The organism is Mycobacterium sp. (assembly GCF_032162105.1).
In the GTDB taxonomy this organism is placed as follows: domain Bacteria; phylum Actinomycetota; class Actinomycetes; order Mycobacteriales; family Mycobacteriaceae; genus Mycobacterium.
Genome location: NZ_JAVRPS010000119.1, coordinates 1 through 15325, shown reverse-complemented (window position 1 = coordinate 15325; position 15325 = coordinate 1). Strand labels below are relative to the sequence as shown.

General features: G+C 67.8%; 15 protein-coding genes and 1 pseudogene. 8 read left to right on the top strand and 8 right to left on the bottom strand.

Annotated features, from left to right (window positions below):
* Positions 1-478 (top strand): L,D-transpeptidase (locus QOC69_RS05895; protein ID WP_526437330.1); only part of this gene is annotated, 478 nt, incomplete at its 5' end.
* 20 nt (positions 479-498) lie between these two features.
* Here QOC69_RS05895 and QOC69_RS05890 read toward each other — a convergent pair.
* The gene (locus tag QOC69_RS05890) at positions 499-1548 is read right to left on the bottom strand and encodes a magnesium transporter CorA family protein (RefSeq protein WP_526437328.1); all 1050 of its coding nucleotides are present in this window, start codon (positions 1546-1548) and stop codon (positions 499-501) included.
* A 7-nt stretch (positions 1549-1555) separates the two neighbouring features.
* Positions 1556-3562: a M13 family metallopeptidase gene (locus tag QOC69_RS05885; protein ID WP_526437334.1), complete on the bottom strand. Its 2007-nt coding sequence runs from the start codon at positions 3560-3562 to the stop codon at positions 1556-1558.
* 74 nt (positions 3563-3636) lie between these two features.
* On the opposite strand from QOC69_RS05885, the gene QOC69_RS05880 reads away from it, so the two are divergent.
* A complete protein-coding gene (locus QOC69_RS05880; protein WP_526437326.1) occupies positions 3637-4227 on the top strand; it encodes a hypothetical protein in 591 nt (196 codons plus the stop codon).
* On the top strand, positions 4224-4913 hold the full coding sequence (locus tag QOC69_RS05875; RefSeq protein ID WP_526437324.1) for a hypothetical protein: 690 nt from the start codon (positions 4224-4226) through the stop codon (positions 4911-4913). Before QOC69_RS05880 ends, QOC69_RS05875 begins: the two co-directional genes overlap by 4 nt.
* Positions 4914-4924: 11 nt before the next feature.
* Here the strand turns inward: QOC69_RS05875 and QOC69_RS05870 are convergent, their stop codons facing one another.
* On the bottom strand, positions 4925-5686 hold the full coding sequence (locus tag QOC69_RS05870) for an SDR family oxidoreductase (RefSeq protein ID WP_526437322.1): 762 nt from the start codon (positions 5684-5686) through the stop codon (positions 4925-4927).
* 78 nt (positions 5687-5764) lie between these two features.
* Between QOC69_RS05870 and QOC69_RS05865 the strand changes: the two genes are divergently transcribed.
* Entirely contained in the window at positions 5765-6337 is a 573-nt protein-coding gene (locus QOC69_RS05865; RefSeq protein ID WP_526437320.1) for a TetR/AcrR family transcriptional regulator, read from the top strand.
* A 6-nt stretch (positions 6338-6343) separates the two neighbouring features.
* On the opposite strand, the gene QOC69_RS05860 is transcribed toward QOC69_RS05865, so the two are convergent.
* The 5 genes from QOC69_RS05860 to QOC69_RS05840 all read right to left on the bottom strand — a co-directional run bounded on the left by QOC69_RS05860 (position 6344) and on the right by QOC69_RS05840 (position 12378).
* Positions 6344-6829, bottom strand: a complete 486-nt coding sequence (locus tag QOC69_RS05860) for a CoA-binding protein (protein ID WP_526437318.1) — start codon at positions 6827-6829, stop codon at positions 6344-6346.
* Entirely contained in the window at positions 6822-8147 is a 1326-nt protein-coding gene (locus QOC69_RS05855; RefSeq protein WP_526437316.1) for an O-acetylhomoserine aminocarboxypropyltransferase/cysteine synthase family protein, read from the bottom strand. The genes QOC69_RS05860 and QOC69_RS05855 overlap by 8 nt, the downstream gene beginning before the upstream one ends.
* A 67-nt stretch (positions 8148-8214) precedes the next feature.
* Complete coding sequence (locus QOC69_RS05850; protein WP_526437314.1) at positions 8215-8898, bottom strand: alpha/beta fold hydrolase; 684 nt, start codon at positions 8896-8898, stop codon at positions 8215-8217.
* 22 nt (positions 8899-8920) lie between these two features.
* Complete coding sequence (locus tag QOC69_RS05845) at positions 8921-9436, bottom strand: XRE family transcriptional regulator (RefSeq protein WP_526437312.1); 516 nt, start codon at positions 9434-9436, stop codon at positions 8921-8923.
* Complete coding sequence (locus tag QOC69_RS05840; RefSeq protein ID WP_526437310.1) at positions 9433-12378, bottom strand: MMPL family transporter; 2946 nt, start codon at positions 12376-12378, stop codon at positions 9433-9435. The genes QOC69_RS05845 and QOC69_RS05840 overlap by 4 nt, the downstream gene beginning before the upstream one ends.
* A 311-nt stretch (positions 12379-12689) precedes the next feature.
* On the opposite strand from QOC69_RS05840, the gene QOC69_RS05835 reads away from it, so the two are divergent.
* The 4 genes and pseudogenes from QOC69_RS05835 to QOC69_RS05820 all read left to right on the top strand — a co-directional run.
* On the top strand, positions 12690-13277 hold the full coding sequence (locus tag QOC69_RS05835; protein ID WP_526437308.1) for a hemophore: 588 nt from the start codon (positions 12690-12692) through the stop codon (positions 13275-13277).
* A 172-nt stretch (positions 13278-13449) separates the two neighbouring features.
* Positions 13450-13833, top strand: coding sequence for a hemophore-related protein (locus QOC69_RS05830; RefSeq protein WP_526437306.1), 384 nt, complete (start codon positions 13450-13452; stop codon positions 13831-13833).
* Positions 13834-13919: 86 nt separating this feature from the next.
* On the top strand, positions 13920-14597 hold the full coding sequence (locus QOC69_RS05825; RefSeq protein ID WP_526437332.1) for a response regulator transcription factor: 678 nt from the start codon (positions 13920-13922) through the stop codon (positions 14595-14597).
* Positions 14598-15325: pseudogene (locus QOC69_RS05820) on the top strand (sensor histidine kinase); the annotation flags it as partial. It abuts the gene before it with no gap.

Sequence of the window (15325 nt, the reverse complement as noted above, 5' to 3'; positions counted from 1 at the left end):
AGGCGGCACCAGGTCGAGTTTCACCGTTCCCGAGCAGCTGGTGGCCACCATCGACGACGCAACACACCAGATGACCATCTCGCGTAACGGCAAGGTGGAGAAGACCATCCCGGTGTCGATGGGTATGGCGGCCGGCGGACATGCGACCCCCAATGGCACGTACTACGTGCTCGAGAAGTTCCCCACGATCGTCATGGACTCCTCGACGTACGGTGTGCCTGTCGACTCGGCCAACGGCTACAAGCTGAATGTGCAGCTCGCCGTGCGAATCGATAACAGCGGAAACTTCGTGCACAGCGCGCCGTGGTCGGTCGGTGACCAGGGCAAGCGGAACGTGAGCCACGGCTGCATCAACATCAGCCCGGACAACGCGAAGTGGTTCTACGACAACTTCGGCAGCGGCGATGCGATCGTCGTCAAGAACTCGAAGGGCACCTACACCCAGCCCGACGGCGCGTCGGACTGGCAGATGTTCTAAGAATCCCCGAACGGGCTGCGTTACAACCAGTCTCGTCGTTTGAAGTTTACGTACAGCACGGTGACCAGCAGCACGATGATCGCCGTGCTGGTGACGAACCCGCCGACGGTCTGGATTCCGGGGTACAGCACGTTCTGGCCGTAGAAGCCGGTGATCGCGGTCGGCACGGCGATGATGGCCGCCCATCCGGTCAGCTTCTTCATCACGGTGTTCAGCCGGGCGTCCTGCAGGCTCAGGCTGGTCTCGAACACCGTGCTCACCATGTCTCGTAACGACTCGGTCCACTCCGAGGCGCGCAGCACGTGGTCGTACAGGTCGGCGTACAGCGGATCGAGTTCCGGCGCGGTCTTGGCGTCGAGCCGGCGATGCTGAATTGCGCTGACCACCTCCCGCATCGGCAGCACCACCCGGCGCAGCTCGACCAGATCCTTGCGTATCCGGAAGGTGCGCCGCTGCAGCCCGGACTTCGGGCTGTAATCGGCGAACAAGTCGTCCTCGATCGACTCGACGGCGTCGTCGAGGCACTGCACCGCCGCGAAGTGGCCGTCGACCACGACGTCGAGCAGCCCGTGGACGAGCGCGCCGACGCCGTACTCCTGCCCGCCGAGTTCGTCGAAACGCTGGGAGATGGCATCGATGTCATCACCGGGGGCGAGCGAAGCACCAGGGGATGACCAGGGGGCGAGCGAAGCGACGGGGGATGACACTGTTGGGGACAGCCGCACGGTGATCAGGGCCTGCGGCAGGACGAACGCCGAGATGCGGTGCATCGACAGCGCCGACTCGGTGTCGTCAGCCGGATCGGCCTCCGCAACCGCGTACACCGTGAAGAACGTGTGCGTCCGGTAGACCGTGGCCTTGGTGCGCTCGGCGTCGGCGACCGCATCCTCCACCGCCCAGTCGTTCAAGCCGACCTCCTTGGCCAGCTCGGTCAGCGCGGCGTGATCCGGGTCGTAGATGTCGGCCCACACCAGCGTGTCCTTCTCGACCAGATAGTCGGAAATGGAGGCGAACTCGAAGTCGTCCTGCGACTTGCCCGCCCGCCACACCCGGCCCCGTATCTGGCTCATCGGCGCGTTAGTTCCAGATCCGCACCCGGCGCTGTGGCTCCAGGTACAGCCCGTCGGATTCGCTGACCTCGAACGCGTCGTAGTACGCGTCCAGATTGCGGATCACACCGTTGCACCGGAACTCCGGCGGCGAGTGCGGATCGATCGCCAACCGCCGGATGGCCTCGGCGTCGCGGGACTTGGTGCGCCACACCTGCGCCCAGCCGAAGAACACCCGCTGTACGCCGGTCAGTCCGTCGATAACCGGTGCCTCCTTGTCGCCGAGCGAGAGCTGGTAGGCCAGCAGGGCTATTGAAAGGCCGCCGAGATCGCCGATGTTCTCGCCAACGGTGAACGCGCCGTTCACATGTGCGTCGTGCTGTCCGTCCAATTGGCGGGGCACGAAGCCTTCGTACTGCTCGATCAACGCCTGTGTGCGGGAGCCGAACTCGGCGCGGTCGCTGTCGGTCCACCAGTCGACGAGGTTCCCGTCGCCGTCGTACTTGGCGCCCTGGTCGTCGAACCCGTGCCCGATCTCGTGCCCGATCACCGCGCCGATGCCGCCGTAGTTGGCGGCATCGTCGGCCTCGGCGTCGAAGAACGGCGGCTGCAGAATCGCTGCGGGGAAGACGATTTCGTTCATGCCTGGGTTGTAGTAGGCGTTGACGGTCTGCGGCGTCATGAACCATTCGTCGCGGTCCACCGGGCCGCCCAGCTTGGCCAGGTCCCGGTCGTACTCGACGGCGTAGCCGCGCCGGTAGTTGCCGTACAGGTCGTTGCGGTCGATCACCAGCGCGGAGTAGTCCCGCCAGCGGACGGGGTAGCCGATCTTCGGGGTGAACTTGTCCAGCTTGGCCAGCGCGCGTTCACGCGTCTCCGGCGTCATCCAGTCCAGGTCGCTGATGCTGACTCGGTATGCCTCGCGCAGGTTGGCCACCAAATCGTCCATCCGCGCCTTGGCGTCGGGCGGGAAGTGACGCTCGACGTAGAGCTTGCCGACCGTATCGCCCATCAGGCCCTCCACCAGGCCGACGCCGCGCTTCCACCGGTCGCGGATCTGTTCTGTGCCACTCAGGGTGCGGCCGTAGAAGTCGAAGTTCTCGGCGATCAGCTCGTCGGTGAGCATCGCGGTGCGTGAGCTGATCAGCCGCCAGCGCAGCCACCGCTTCCAGTCCTCGAGGTCCCGGTCCGACCACAGCGCGGCGAACGACGTCAGCACGTCGGGCTGGCGGACCACCACCTCCGTGACGGCCGCAGGCGAGGTGCCCAGCGCGGTGACCCACCCCGACCAGTCGAAGCCGGGGGCCTCGGCGGGCAGATCGGCGAAGGTGCGCAGGTTGTAGGTCAGGTCGGCGTCGCGGCGCTTGACCACGTCCCAGTGCGCGGCGGCCAGTTCGGTCTCCAGCGCGACGATGCGGGCGGCCACGTCCGCGTGTGACTCCGGATCCCCGCCGAACACCAGCGCGAACATCCTTGCGATGTGGCCCGGGTAGGCGGCCAGGATCTCGGCGTGCTGTGGGTCGCGGTAGTACGACTCGTCGGGCAGGCCCAGACCGGACTGCGACAGGTGCACCAGGTAGCGGGTGGAGTTCTTGGAGTCGGTGTCGATGTACACCCCGGTGCCTCCGCTGACGCCGGTGCGTTGCAGGCCACCGAGTACGGCGGTCAACGCCTCGGCGCTCGGGGCGGCGTCGATGGTCGCGAGCTCGTCGAGGAGCGGCCGTAGCCCGATCCGGGCGACGGCGTCCTCGTCCATGAAGCTGGCGTAGAGATCGCCGATCCGCTGCTCGTCGGTGCCCGCGGGAGCCTTGGTAGCGGCGGCCTCGGTGATCAGGTCGCGCACCTGTTCCTCGGCGCGGTCGGCGAGCAACCGGAACGCGCCGTCCGTGGCCCGGTCGGCGGGGATGGCGTAGTCGTCCAGCCAGCGACCGTTGACGTGGCCGAACAGATCGTCCTGGGGGCGGGCATCGGCGTCGACGTAGGTCAGGTCGATACCGGATCTGGATGTCGCGGCCGGGGCCGCTCCGACGTTGATTGCATTGAGCGTCACTCCCACATCCTTCCAGACGCCCGCAGGAGGTGGGATTTCCGCCAGGTAGCCTCACGGCCATGCCCGACGAGCCCGACACGGAGCGCACCGATCGCGGCGGAGGCGTCTTCACTGGCTACGGCATCGGCTCGGCGGTGCTCGGCCTGGTGTCGGTGGCCGCCGTCGTGCTGGGGCTGCTGATCTGGTCGGGCCACCGCAGCGAGACCGACGAGCTCAGCTACCAGACCAGCGTGCTGCAGGCGGCCGCCGACTGGACCAACGTGCTGATCAACATGAACTCCGACACCGTCGACACCAGCCTGCGGACGCTGCACGACGGCACGGTGGGCCAACTCAACGCCGACTTCGAGGCCACGGTCGATCCGTTCAAGCAGTTGATACTCAAGCTGAAGTCGCAGACCGTGGGCCAGGTCGACTCGGTGTCGATCGAATCATTGCATCACCAGCAGCCGGGCCCGTCCGGTGCGCAGGCGCCGCAGCCCGAACTGTCGACCGTGGCGTCGCGCACCGACACCGTGCTCGTGGTCGCCACGTCGAGGAGTCAGAACGCAGGCGGTGCCCAGCCGCAACCGGTGCGCTGGAACCTGCGGCTCGGGGTGTCCGACGTCGACGGCAAGCTGCTGATCTCCCGGCTCGAGACCATCCGATGAGGAACTGGCTGCGCGTCGTCGCGTTCGACGTCCTTGCGCCGTTGGCCGCGATCGCGGGATTGGTGTTCGTCGGCCTCGCGCTGGCCTGGCCGCTGTGGTGGGTCGCGGTCTGCTCGGTGCTCTGCCTGTTGATCGTGCAGGGCATGATCGTCGACTTCGTGCTGTACCGCCGCGACGGCGTCACCGTTGGCACCGACGACGAAGGTCCCGTCTTGCGGTTGATGGTCGTCGGCCTGACCGCGGCCGTCCTGGTGGCTGCCGTAGTGGTCGGCTACACCCGCTGGACGGTCCCGGACCGCGCCATGCGCGACGACGCCGCCGAGGTCGTCGGGATCGCCAGCAGCGTGGCCGAGGCGTCGGCCACCTTCACGCCGCAGGATCCGAACGCGTCGATCGACCGGGCGACCGGCCTGATGACCCCCGAACGCGCCGAGGCATACCGGAGCGAGTTCGCCCAGGTGGCAAAGGAATTGGCCAGCAAGAACATCGCAGGGCAGGCCAACACCATCTCGGCGGGCGTTGAGGCGATCGGGCCCGCGGCGGCCAGCGTCGCCGTGGTCATGCGGGGCACCCAGAACGTGCCGGGCAAGCCGCCGGACGTCGCGGTGCTTGCCCTGCGGATCACCCTGACCAAGGCCGGCGGCAAGTGGCTGGTGGTCGACGTGACGCCGATCAACGCGCGCTGAAGAGCTGAACGCTAGAAGGCCGTGGTCAAACCGCCGTCGACGGCGATGGTTTGGCCCGTGATGAAGGACGAGGCTTCGCTCGCCAGGAAGACGACGATGCCCGCTATTTCTTCGGGGCGTCCCCAGCGGCCGAGTGCGGTTCGCGTCTGAAGCCATTGACTCCACGTTGGGTCGGCGGCAAGTGCGGAATTGGCTTCGGTCGCAAACGTTCCCGGTGCCACGGAGTTGACGGTGATCGATCGGGGACCCAAGTCCGCCGCCAATGCTCGGGTGAGCCCGTCGAGGCCGGCCTTCATCACGGCGTAGCCGACATCGCCGGAACGGCCCAGTTGGCCGATGACCGACGAGATGTTGATGATCCGCCCCGTGAGTCCGCGCTCGACCAGATTGGCGGCGACGCATTGGCTCAGCGAATACGCCGAAGCGAGATGCACGTCGAACATTCGGGCCAGATCACGAGGCGACAGTCCGTCAACGCCGCGCCGGTCGCGCTGACCAACGTTGTTCACCAGAATGTCGATGGGTTCGAGTTCGGTGACGGCCCTGCGTGCGTCATCGAGGTCGGCGACGTCAAAGGCCGCGGTGGTGACGTCGAATCGTTCGGACTGAAGCCGCGCGGCCGCCGCGGTCAGGGCGGCGGGATTGCGTCCGTTGAGCACGACGTGAGCGCCGGCCCTCGCCAGGCCGCGCGCCATCTGCAGGCCCAAGCCCCGTGCCGACCCGGTAACGAGCGCCCGGCGCCCGTCAAGTGAAAAGTCTGCGCACCGAGTCATATCCTCACCCACTGAAACAGCCGTTTCAGTTAGATTAGGCCATGTCGCCGTTCCACGCCGACCGGAAGGAGCGCCGCCATGTCCACCCCGGCGAGCACGTCGCCACGACGTGATCAGCTCCTCGACGCTTGTTACGCCTACGTCGTGGACCGGGGGCTGAACGGGCTCTCGCTTCGTCCGCTCGCGGCCGCCACCGGAACCAGCCCCCGGGTGTTGCTGTACCTGTTCGGTAGCAAGGAGGGGCTGGTTCGCGAGCTGCTGGCAAGAGCCCGCCGCGAACAGCAAGCCCTGGTCGCCGGGGCTCTCGCCACCGACGGCGCACTCGAACCCGGCGATTTCGACCTGCTGGTCTCTCGACTGTGGGCGACGTTGTCCGCCCCGGAACAACGCCCGATGGTGCGATTGACCTACGAAGCGTTCCTGCAATCATTGAGCCGCGAGCCGGGGCCGTGGACCGGGTTTGCCGCCGAAACGGCACGGGACTGGCTGGATCTGCTCATCGCGGCTCAACCCTCGACGCCACGCCGGCTTGCCGAAGCACGGGCCACCCGCGAACTCGCCCTCGTGCGTGGTCTGCTTCTCGATCTGCTTGCGTGCGATGACCCCGACCGAGTGGCTTCGGCCGCGCCGACGAGTGCGCGGCTCGGCTAGCACCGTTTAGCGCGGCCTGCGCGAATCGATCACGCCGGTGTTGAATCCCGCGAGGTGAAGCCCGCCGTGGAACCGGGCGTGCTCGATCTTCAGGCACCGGTCCATCACCGCCTGCAGGTCCGCGGCCTCGGCGTCGCGGGCGACCTGTTCGTGCCACAGCCCCAACTGCAGCCAGATGGTCTTCGCCCCGACCGCGACGGTGTCCTTCAGTACCGAAGGAAGATCGTCGTGACGACGGAACACGTCGACCAGATCGGGCACCACCGGCAACTCGGCCAGGCTCGGATACACCGGCGTGCCCTCGACCTCGGTGATGGTCGGATTGACCAGGTACACCTCGTAGTCGCTGGTCGACGTCAGGTACGTCCACACGAAATAGCTTGCCCGCGAAGGGTTCGCCGAGGCCCCGACGATCGCCACGGTGCGGGTCTCGCGAAGGATCCGTTGCCGCTGCAGCGCGTCGGGCCCGGTCCAGGTGCGTGGCTCACTCATCTGCTGATTCTCTTCGCGCAAGCGACTCATCGGCCTTCGCGGCTTCTGTCAGGGCTTGATCGAGGTCCCAGAGGATGTCGTCGACGTCCTCGATGCCGACGCTGATCCGGATGAGTTCGGGGCCGACGCCGCCCGCGCGCAACTGGTCGTCGGTGAGCTGGCGGTGCGTGGTGCTGGCGGGATGGATGACCAGCGTGCGCACGTCGCCGATGTTGGCCAGATGGCTGGCGAGCTGGACGGCGTTGATGAACCGCTCTCCTGCGGCCCTGCCGCCGCGGACGCCGAACGCGAACACCGCCCCCGGTCCGGCGGGCAGGTAGTGGGCGGCGCGGTCGTGATGCGGGTGCGATGGGAGCCCGGCCCAACGCACGTACTCCACCCGGGGGTCGGCCTCCAGCCACTGGGCGACCCGGCCGGCGTTGGCCACGTGCGCGGCCATCCGCTGCGGCAGCGTCTGCACTCCCTGCAACAACTGGAACGCGGACTGCGGTGCCAGGCTCGCGCCCAGGTCGCGCAGTTGCTCGCTGCGCAGCTTGGTCAGGAAGCCGTACTCGCCGAAGTTGCCCCACCAGCTCAGCCCGCCGTACGACGCGACGGGCTCGGTGAGTTGAGGGAATCTTCCTGCACCCCAGTCGAATCTTCCCGAGTCGACGACCACGCCGCCCAGCGTCGTGCCGTGGCCGCCGATGAACTTGGTCGCGGAGTGCACCACGATGTCGGCGCCGTGTTCGATCGGCCGGCACAACGCCGGTGTCGCGACGGTGGCGTCCACGACCAGCGGCACGCCGGCGTCGTCGGCGACCTCCGCCAGTGCGGCCAGGTCGGCGATCTCGCCGGACGGATTGGCGATCACCTCGGCGTACACCAGCCGGGTGCGGTCGGTGATCGCGCCCGCGTAGTCGGCCGGGTCGGTTCCGGTGACGAACGTGGTGTCCACGCCGAAGCGCCGCAACGACACGTCCAGTTGGGTGACGGTGCCGCCGTACAGGCTGCCCGCCGCCACGATGTGGTCACCGGCGCCCGCCAGCGCAGCGAACACCGCGAACTGGGCCGCCAGTCCGCTCGCGGTGGCCACCGCTCCGAGACCACCCTCGAGGCTGGCGATGCACTCCTCGAACGCGGCGACGGTCGGGTTCCCGATGCGGCTATAAACGTTGCCGTACTTCTGGAGCGCGAACAGGTTGGCCGCGTCGTCGGTGTCGTTGAACACGAAGCTCGCGTTCTGGTAGATCGGGACGACGCGGGCGCCGGTGCCTGCGTCCGGGCGCTGGCCGGCATGGATCGCGCGGGTGGCCAGTCCGTAGGTTCGGTCAGTCACGGGTGTGCAGCCTAGGTGCTCGTCGAGATCGAGCACAGGGTTGTGATCAGCCCGAATCTCACAGCCCTCAGCGCAATTGCAACAGGTGGTCGGCCAGCTCGCGCGGCCGACTCAGTGCCATCAGATGCCCACCGGGCAGCACGTCGACGTCCAGACCCAGGCGTTCGCGGACCACCCGGCGCTGGAACTCCAGCGGAAAGAACCGGTCGTCGCTGCCTGCCACCACCCGGGTGGGCACGTCCGGCCATCCGTCCAGCGGCCACGTCTGGCCGAACGGGGTGTCGGACTGACGGGGTTCGGGCTGACTGAACGCCTCTTCGCGAACGTCCGCCGGTACGTCATGGAAGAAGTCCTCGACCGGGTCGAATTCCTTGTCGGGCAGGCCGATTCGACGGAAGTACTCGGCCATCGCGCGGTCCTGTCCTGTCGTGTCCCACCATTGTCCCGGCGACTCGCCCACCGTCGGCACCATCGGGTTGACCAGGACGATCAGTGATGCGCCGACCCGGTCGGCCACCATCGGCGCGGTGAAGGCTCCCATCGACTGTCCGACCAGCACCAGCGGCCCGCTGACATCGGCGACGGCGGCGCAGACCACGTCGGCGTACGTGGTGAGGTCCGCGGAGTCGTCGGCCGCAGGGAGGTCGACGGCGAGGCCGTCAACGCCGGCCGCCGCCAGAAGCGGGGTGACGCGACTCCAGTACCACGCGCTGCCTCCCGCTCCGGGGATCAGGACGAACGTGTCGGGCACGGTGCGCGATCAGATGGGATGGTCAGCCGGACCGGTCGGCGCGCTCACTGCGCATCTTGGCGAACCGGTCGGACAGCCTGCGGATGCGGATCATCAGCGATGCCGACGGACTGGTCGAGCCGTCGAGGTAGGCGGTGAACTGGTCGGCAGGCACGCCGATGCGCGACGCGAACTCTTGTGGACCCAGACCGGAACGGTCCAGCAGCAGCCGAACGTGGCGGCCCACTTCGGCGCGTTCGTTGGCCTCCAGGTGCTCGCGGGTACGGAGCAGCACCTCGGCCAGTGCCTTCGAAACGCCGTACGGCTGTGCGGATTCCAGCACCTCCTCGACCTGGCGGGCGGTGCGGCCGTACGGGTCGCGCTTGATCGCGACGACGATGCGCTGCCAGACCGTGAGGTCGTCGGTCTCCAGGGCGGCCCGGATCGACGACGTCGGCCAGAACTCGACCGGCCGGTTGTCGACCTCCACACGACGGCGGGCCGTGGCAGCCGGTCGGCCGGCGTCAGAGTCGCGACGCGCGTCGGCAGCCAACGTCACCTCGCCTCCTCCAGCATTGCTACTGCTACTGACAGGCAACGCTGCCTGACTCGTGCCCAGTCGGCCTCCGCGTCCGGGCCCGACATCGAATCGTCGTCCACGTCCGAAGGGTGGGGGTCGGCCAGCCGGCGCACCAGCTGTGTGGCCACCCACTGATTTCTCGCGTGCTGACCAGAGTAGTACCGGTCCATCCGCGCCAGCACCACCGCCGCCGTCTGAGTTTCCATGGAGTCGACGAGATCGGCAAGCTCAGCGAAATCCTTGGCGCTGTTGCGGCACATGATCAGGTAGCTCTTCAGTCGCAACGTCTCCGCGCCGGTCGGGATCTGCAACCTGTCCCCGGTCGGCAGTTGCACGTTGGTGGTCTCCATCGGGCTGCGACGTTCCACCACCGGCCGGTCGGTATCCGCGGCGGCGGTCGCCAACGCGTCGAGCGCAACCGAGAGCCGACCGCGCCACATGGTCACCGGATGCACGGCCCGGCAAGGAATCGCCTTGGTCGGCCCTGCGCCGTTGCGGGTGCCGTTCGCCCAGTGGAACCGGCCCGACGTCCGGCCCGTCGTCGGAACCCCTGGCTCGCCGCCGACCTTGACGAGGGCGCCGAGCACGCGACCGGTCTGCACGCAACCGCTGAACGCCAGAGGGTCGGCGACGGTGATGGTCTGGGGCGCGAGGTGCTTGAGCTTCGCCGCCGACTTGACCACCATCCGGATGTCGGAGCCCGACGGGCCCAGCGCGGAGATGTCGTCGGGGATGATGACGAGGTCGCCGATGTCCACCTTCGGCAGCGGCTTCTCGAAGTCCACCGACGGCAGGATCCGGTCCAGCCAGCCAGGAAGCCACCAGTTCCATTGCGAGAACATCGCCATCAGCGCAGGCACCAGGACCAGTCGCACGACGGTGGCGTCCACCGCGATCGCCACTGCACACGCCACGCCGAGTTGGGCCACCAGCGGCATGCCCGCGAACGCGAACCCGATGAACACCGCGATCATGATCAGCGCCGCGCTGGTGATGGTGCGGGCGCTGGTGCTCACCCCGTAGGCGACGGCGTCGCGGGTGTTGTTGGTCTGCAGGAACCGTTCGCGGATGCGGGTCAGCAGGAAGATCTCGTAGTCCATCGACAACCCGAAGGTCATCGCGAGGACGAGCGGCGGGATGGTGCTGTCGATCGACGAGATCCGTTGGAAGCCAAGCGCTTCGAGCCAGCCCCACTGGAAGACCGCGACCAGGCTGCCGTACGCCGCCGACACCGACAGCACCGTCATCAGCACGCCCTTGAGGGCAAGGAACACCGACCGGATCGAGATCAGCAGCATCACGAAGGCGATCAGCGCCACGAACCCGAACACCGCGGGCTGGGTGGCGGCCACCCGGTCGTCGAAGTCCTTGATCAGCGCGGTGGGTCCGCCGACGTCGACGCTGACCCGCGGGCCGGCCGTCCCTGGGAGCTTCTCGCGCATCCAGTCGATGCTGTCGCGCGCGGCCATGTCCTCGGGGTCCACCGATAGCACCGCGGACAGCAATGCACTGTGGTTGTCGTCGCTGAATACCGGTGGCGACACCGAGATCACGGCAGGTGCCTGCGCCATCTCCTGCCGCACCGCGTCGAGCGCCGCGGCGTTCTGCGCCTCATTGGCGGTGAGGGTCGGGAACGTGACGAGCACTCGCACCGGCCCGAGCGCGCCCGGTCCGAGTGCCTCGGCGGCGGCGTTGACGCCGGCGCGGATCTCGTGGGTCGGCTCGAATTGCCGCTGCAGGCTGTTGCCCAGCGTCATCGCGAATGCCGGCGCGGCGAGGGTGAGCAGGAATGCCGCCGCCGTGATCGCGGACAGCCAGGGCCTGCGCATCACCCACCCGACCCAGCGGGTCCAGAACCGCGACTGCGTCGTATCGGGTCGCCGGGAGAAGTGCAGCCACGACGAACGTTTGGCGGCCGCCTTGCCGAAGGTGGCCAGCACAGCGGGGGTGAGCGTGGTCGACGTCAACACCGCCACCGCGACGGCGAGGATGGCGCCGGTGGCCATCGAGGCCAGCACCGGGGTGTTGATCAGGTAGATGCCGGTCATCGAGGCGATCACGGTCAACCCGGACAGCAGCACCGCGAGACCGGAGGTCGCCATCGCGGCATCGGCGGCCTGCGCCGGATCCCGACCGGACCGCAGTTCCTCCCGGAATCGCATCAGGATGAAGAGCGAGTAGTCGACGGCCAGCGCGATGCCGAACATGGAGACGGTGGACGTGACGAACACCGACATCTCGGTGTACATCGAGAGTAGATAGACCAGCCCCATCGTCACCACGACGGTGCAGATGCCGAGCACCAGTGGCATCGCCGCGGCCGCCAGCGATCCGAAGACGGCCAGCAAGACGATCAGGACGATCGGAAGGTTCCACTTCTCGGCCTGGGCGATGTCGTGCTTGGTGGCCTCGCTGGCCGCGGCGCCGAGGGCGCCCTGCCCGATGACGTAGAGCCTGACCTTGCCGTTGTCGATCTGCCCAGGCTGGTCACCGTTGATGCCGACCTTGGCGCGCAACTGTTTGGCCACGTCGACGCTGCCGCTGTCGAAGTCCGTCTGGAGGGTGACGACGTAGGGCCGGTCCGGTTGCGGCGGCGGCTGCTGCGGGGTGGGGACGACCTTGACGTTGGGGATCTCGGCGGCGATTCGCTCCAACTGCGCCACGGCTACGTTCATGTCCTCGAACGAGGCGTCCGCGCGGGGGGCCGCGACCAACGCCAGCGGGGAGGCGCCTTGGTCGGGGTAGTGGTCCTCGGTCTCGTACTCGACGTGCAGCGACTGTGAGCCGGCGACCTCGAAGCCGCCGCCGGTCAGATTGCTCGACTGGTTCAGCGCGAGGTACACCGAGGGCACCAGCAGTAGCAGCCACGCCGCGAAGACCACCCACCGGAATCTGCGCAGGTTGCTGCTCAACCGCATCATGAACTGCTGGATGACGAACCCTGCCTTCTCCCCGGCGTTGCGTAGCGTAACGGTACAACAGCACGAGGTAGAGTCCCCAGCCCTGCGACGTGGCGCGACAGTCCGCGCGGGTAGGCCGCGGCCCAGCTCAGTCCGCAGATGCGCCTTGGAGACCTCTTGATCTGACCTGCATGTTTGCTGGACGACTTGCGCGGGTGGACCGCGGTGATGGCAAGATGGCGCCTGGACGCTTCCGGGTCGGGACTGGATAGGCGCCGATCGCATGCCGTTTGCGGCTCGTCGGCCGATAGCGAATCGTAAGGAGTCAACCCATGACCGGGGCTCACGAGACCATTGGGACCGCGCGGCGCCCGCTATGTGCGGCGTTCGCTGTAACTGCAGCCGGTGGTGTGGTGGTGGCCGCGCTTGCCGCCGGGTCGCCGTCGGCGACGGCAGCGCAGGATCCCTGTGCCGCAAGCGAGGTCGCCAAGACCGTCGGTTCGGTGGCCACCTCGATGGGCAGCTACCTCGACTCCCATCCCGAGACCAACACCGCGCTGACCACCATCTCCCAGCAGCAGGGTGGCCCGCAGTCGCTGGTGGCCCTCAAGACGTACTTCGACGCCAACCCGCAGGCCGGCAAGGACATGCAGCAGTTGCAGCAGCCACTCGTCAACCTCTCCACCAAATGCAGGCTGCCGCTGACGCTGCCGCAGTTGTTGGGTCTGATGCAGTCCGCGCAGTCGCAGGCGGGCACACTGCAGGGCGGTGCGTCGCCAGGCGGTTTGCCGGGCGGGATGCCCGCGGCGCAGGCGGTGGGCACGCCTGCGGCCGTGTTGCCGGCGCAGCCGTCGCAGGCATCGGTCGCCACTCAGGGCGCCGGGCCGCTTCCCGGGCCATCGGCAACCACCACGCGGTAGTCCGCGCAGGCGCGCGCGACGCCGTTCGGCAGCGGGTTGACCTGGACATTTGGGGTTTCTCACGATTGGTTTACCACAAGGCAAGAAAGTCGTCACAGATTCTGCTTAGCTTTTCGGTGTCGGTAACCGCTCGTGGTTACGGCCTCTCCGCTTTCGATGAAGGAGCTTGACCATGTTGGTCCCGATGCGCACAGGGCGCCGTGCGGTTGCTGGCGCGCTTGGTGCCGGTGCTATCGCCGGCGCGATGCTGTTCGGCGCGATCCCGTCCGCGATGGCCGATGACCCGGCCCTCAACCCCCCGAACTGCACTGCCGCCGACTTGGCTGGCGTCTCATCGGGTGTGTCCGCGTCCACGTCGGCATACCTCTTCACCCACCCGGACGTGAACTGGTTCTTCACCAGCCTCGAGGGTCTGCAGCGTGACCAGGTCCGGTCCGAGGTCGCCGACTACCTCGGAAACAACCCGGGCGTGAAGGCCGACCTGACGGGCATCCGCCAGCCGTTGGTCGATCTGAAGGATCGCTGCGGGTCGGCACCTGCGCCTGCAATTCCGTAGTCCCCGTGCCGGTTCGGCAGGGGGCGCCTCCCAGTAACGAGGGGGACGTCGGGCAAGACGCGCCAGGGCACGAGGGCGCGGGCCGAATGGTCCTGATGGTCGACGACGACCCGGACGTCAGAACGTCGGTGGCGCGTGGCTTGCGCCATTCGGGGTTCGACGTACGGGTCGCCGCGTCAGGCAAGGAAGCGCTGCGGCTGCTGTCCAATGAATCGCACGATGCGCTGGTGTTGGACGTGCAGATGCCCGAACTCGACGGTGTCGCGGTGGTGACGGCGCTGCGTGCGTTGGGCAACGACATCCCGATCTGCGTGCTTTCCGCGCGTGACACGGTCAACGACCGCATCGCCGGGTTGGAGGCGGGCGCGGACGACTATCTGACAAAGCCGTTCGACCTCGGCGAACTGGTGGCCCGACTGCACGCGCTGCTGCGCCGGTCGAGTCACTCCGATCAGCCGTCGGACACGATGACGGTCGGGCCGTTGACCATCGACACCGCTCGGCGTCTGGTCTTCATCGACGGTGAGCGGGCCGAGTTGACCAAGCGTGAGTTCGATCTGCTGGCGGTGCTGGCGGAGAACAACGGCGTGGTGCTGTCCCGACAGCGGCTCCTCGAGCTGGTGTGGGGCTACGACTTCGACGTCGACACCAACGTCGCCGACGTGTTCATCAGCTACCTGCGGCGCAAGCTCGAACGGGATGGCCATCCGCGGGTGATCCACACCGTGCGCGGCATCGGCTACGTGCTGCGCGACGATCCTTAAGTGCGATTCCCTCGATTCGGCCGGTCGGCCTCGCTGCGAACGCGGGTGGCGTTGGCGTCGGCTGCCGCGGCGGCGGCCGTCGTCGCGGTGTTCACCGTCCTGACGTCGGTGGTGTTGGCCAACAACGACGCCGCACAGTTGGACCGGCGGCTCGACTCCATCGTCGACGCCAGCATGTACCCCGAGCAGCTCAGTGATCCGAGCCGCGGCGTGCTCACCACCGGTCGGTCGCGATCGTCGGGCCAGCTGGTGTTCCAGCGCGGTCTTCAGTTGCCGCGGCTGGAGCCAGGCACCGAGAACGTCTTGGTCAACGGCGTCGAATACCGGGTGCGCACCATCCCGATGGATCAGCAAGGTGGCGTGATGATGTCGGTCGGCATCCGCGCCGACAGCATCTTGCTCAGCCGCGCACGGATCCCGCTCTACACGGCGGTCGGCGTGGCGACGGTACTGATCGCCGCGGGGCTGGGTTGGCTGCTGGCCGGTCCGGCGATCCGGCCGCTGCGTCGCCTGACCGCGCAGACCATGCGGCTGGGCAAGGGCACCGACACGATGGAGGCCGTGACGGGCGCGCGGGAGGCCGAGGAGTTGTCCGAGGCCATGGCCGGGATGCTCAACCGGCTGGCGGCCGCGCAGCAGGCGACGACCAACTCGTTGCAGGCGGCGCAGGACTTCGCGGCCAACGCCGCCCACGAACTGCGCACCCCGCTGACCGCGATGCGCGCCGA

What these genes read in the sequence shown, in the direction of transcription:
- QOC69_RS05890 (WP_526437328.1), bottom strand. Translation starts at nt 1,548, where the DNA reads ATGAGCCAGATACGGGGCCGGGTGTGGCGGGCGGGCAAGTCGCAGGAC.
- QOC69_RS05865 (WP_526437320.1), top strand. Translation starts at nt 5,765, where the DNA reads ATGTCCACCCCGGCGAGCACGTCGCCACGACGTGATCAGCTCCTCGAC.
- QOC69_RS05860 (WP_526437318.1), bottom strand. Translation starts at nt 6,829, where the DNA reads ATGAGTGAGCCACGCACCTGGACCGGGCCCGACGCGCTGCAGCGGCAA.
- QOC69_RS05825 (WP_526437332.1), top strand. Translation starts at nt 13,920, where the DNA reads ATGGTCCTGATGGTCGACGACGACCCGGACGTCAGAACGTCGGTGGCG.
- QOC69_RS05830 (WP_526437306.1), top strand. Translation starts at nt 13,450, where the DNA reads ATGTTGGTCCCGATGCGCACAGGGCGCCGTGCGGTTGCTGGCGCGCTT.
- QOC69_RS05840 (WP_526437310.1), bottom strand. Translation starts at nt 12,378, where the DNA reads ATGATGCGGTTGAGCAGCAACCTGCGCAGATTCCGGTGGGTGGTCTTC.
- QOC69_RS05875 (WP_526437324.1), top strand. Translation starts at nt 4,224, where the DNA reads ATGAGGAACTGGCTGCGCGTCGTCGCGTTCGACGTCCTTGCGCCGTTG.
- QOC69_RS05870 (WP_526437322.1), bottom strand. Translation starts at nt 5,686, where the DNA reads ATGACTCGGTGCGCAGACTTTTCACTTGACGGGCGCCGGGCGCTCGTT.
- QOC69_RS05880 (WP_526437326.1), top strand. Translation starts at nt 3,637, where the DNA reads ATGCCCGACGAGCCCGACACGGAGCGCACCGATCGCGGCGGAGGCGTC.
- QOC69_RS05835 (WP_526437308.1), top strand. Translation starts at nt 12,690, where the DNA reads ATGACCGGGGCTCACGAGACCATTGGGACCGCGCGGCGCCCGCTATGT.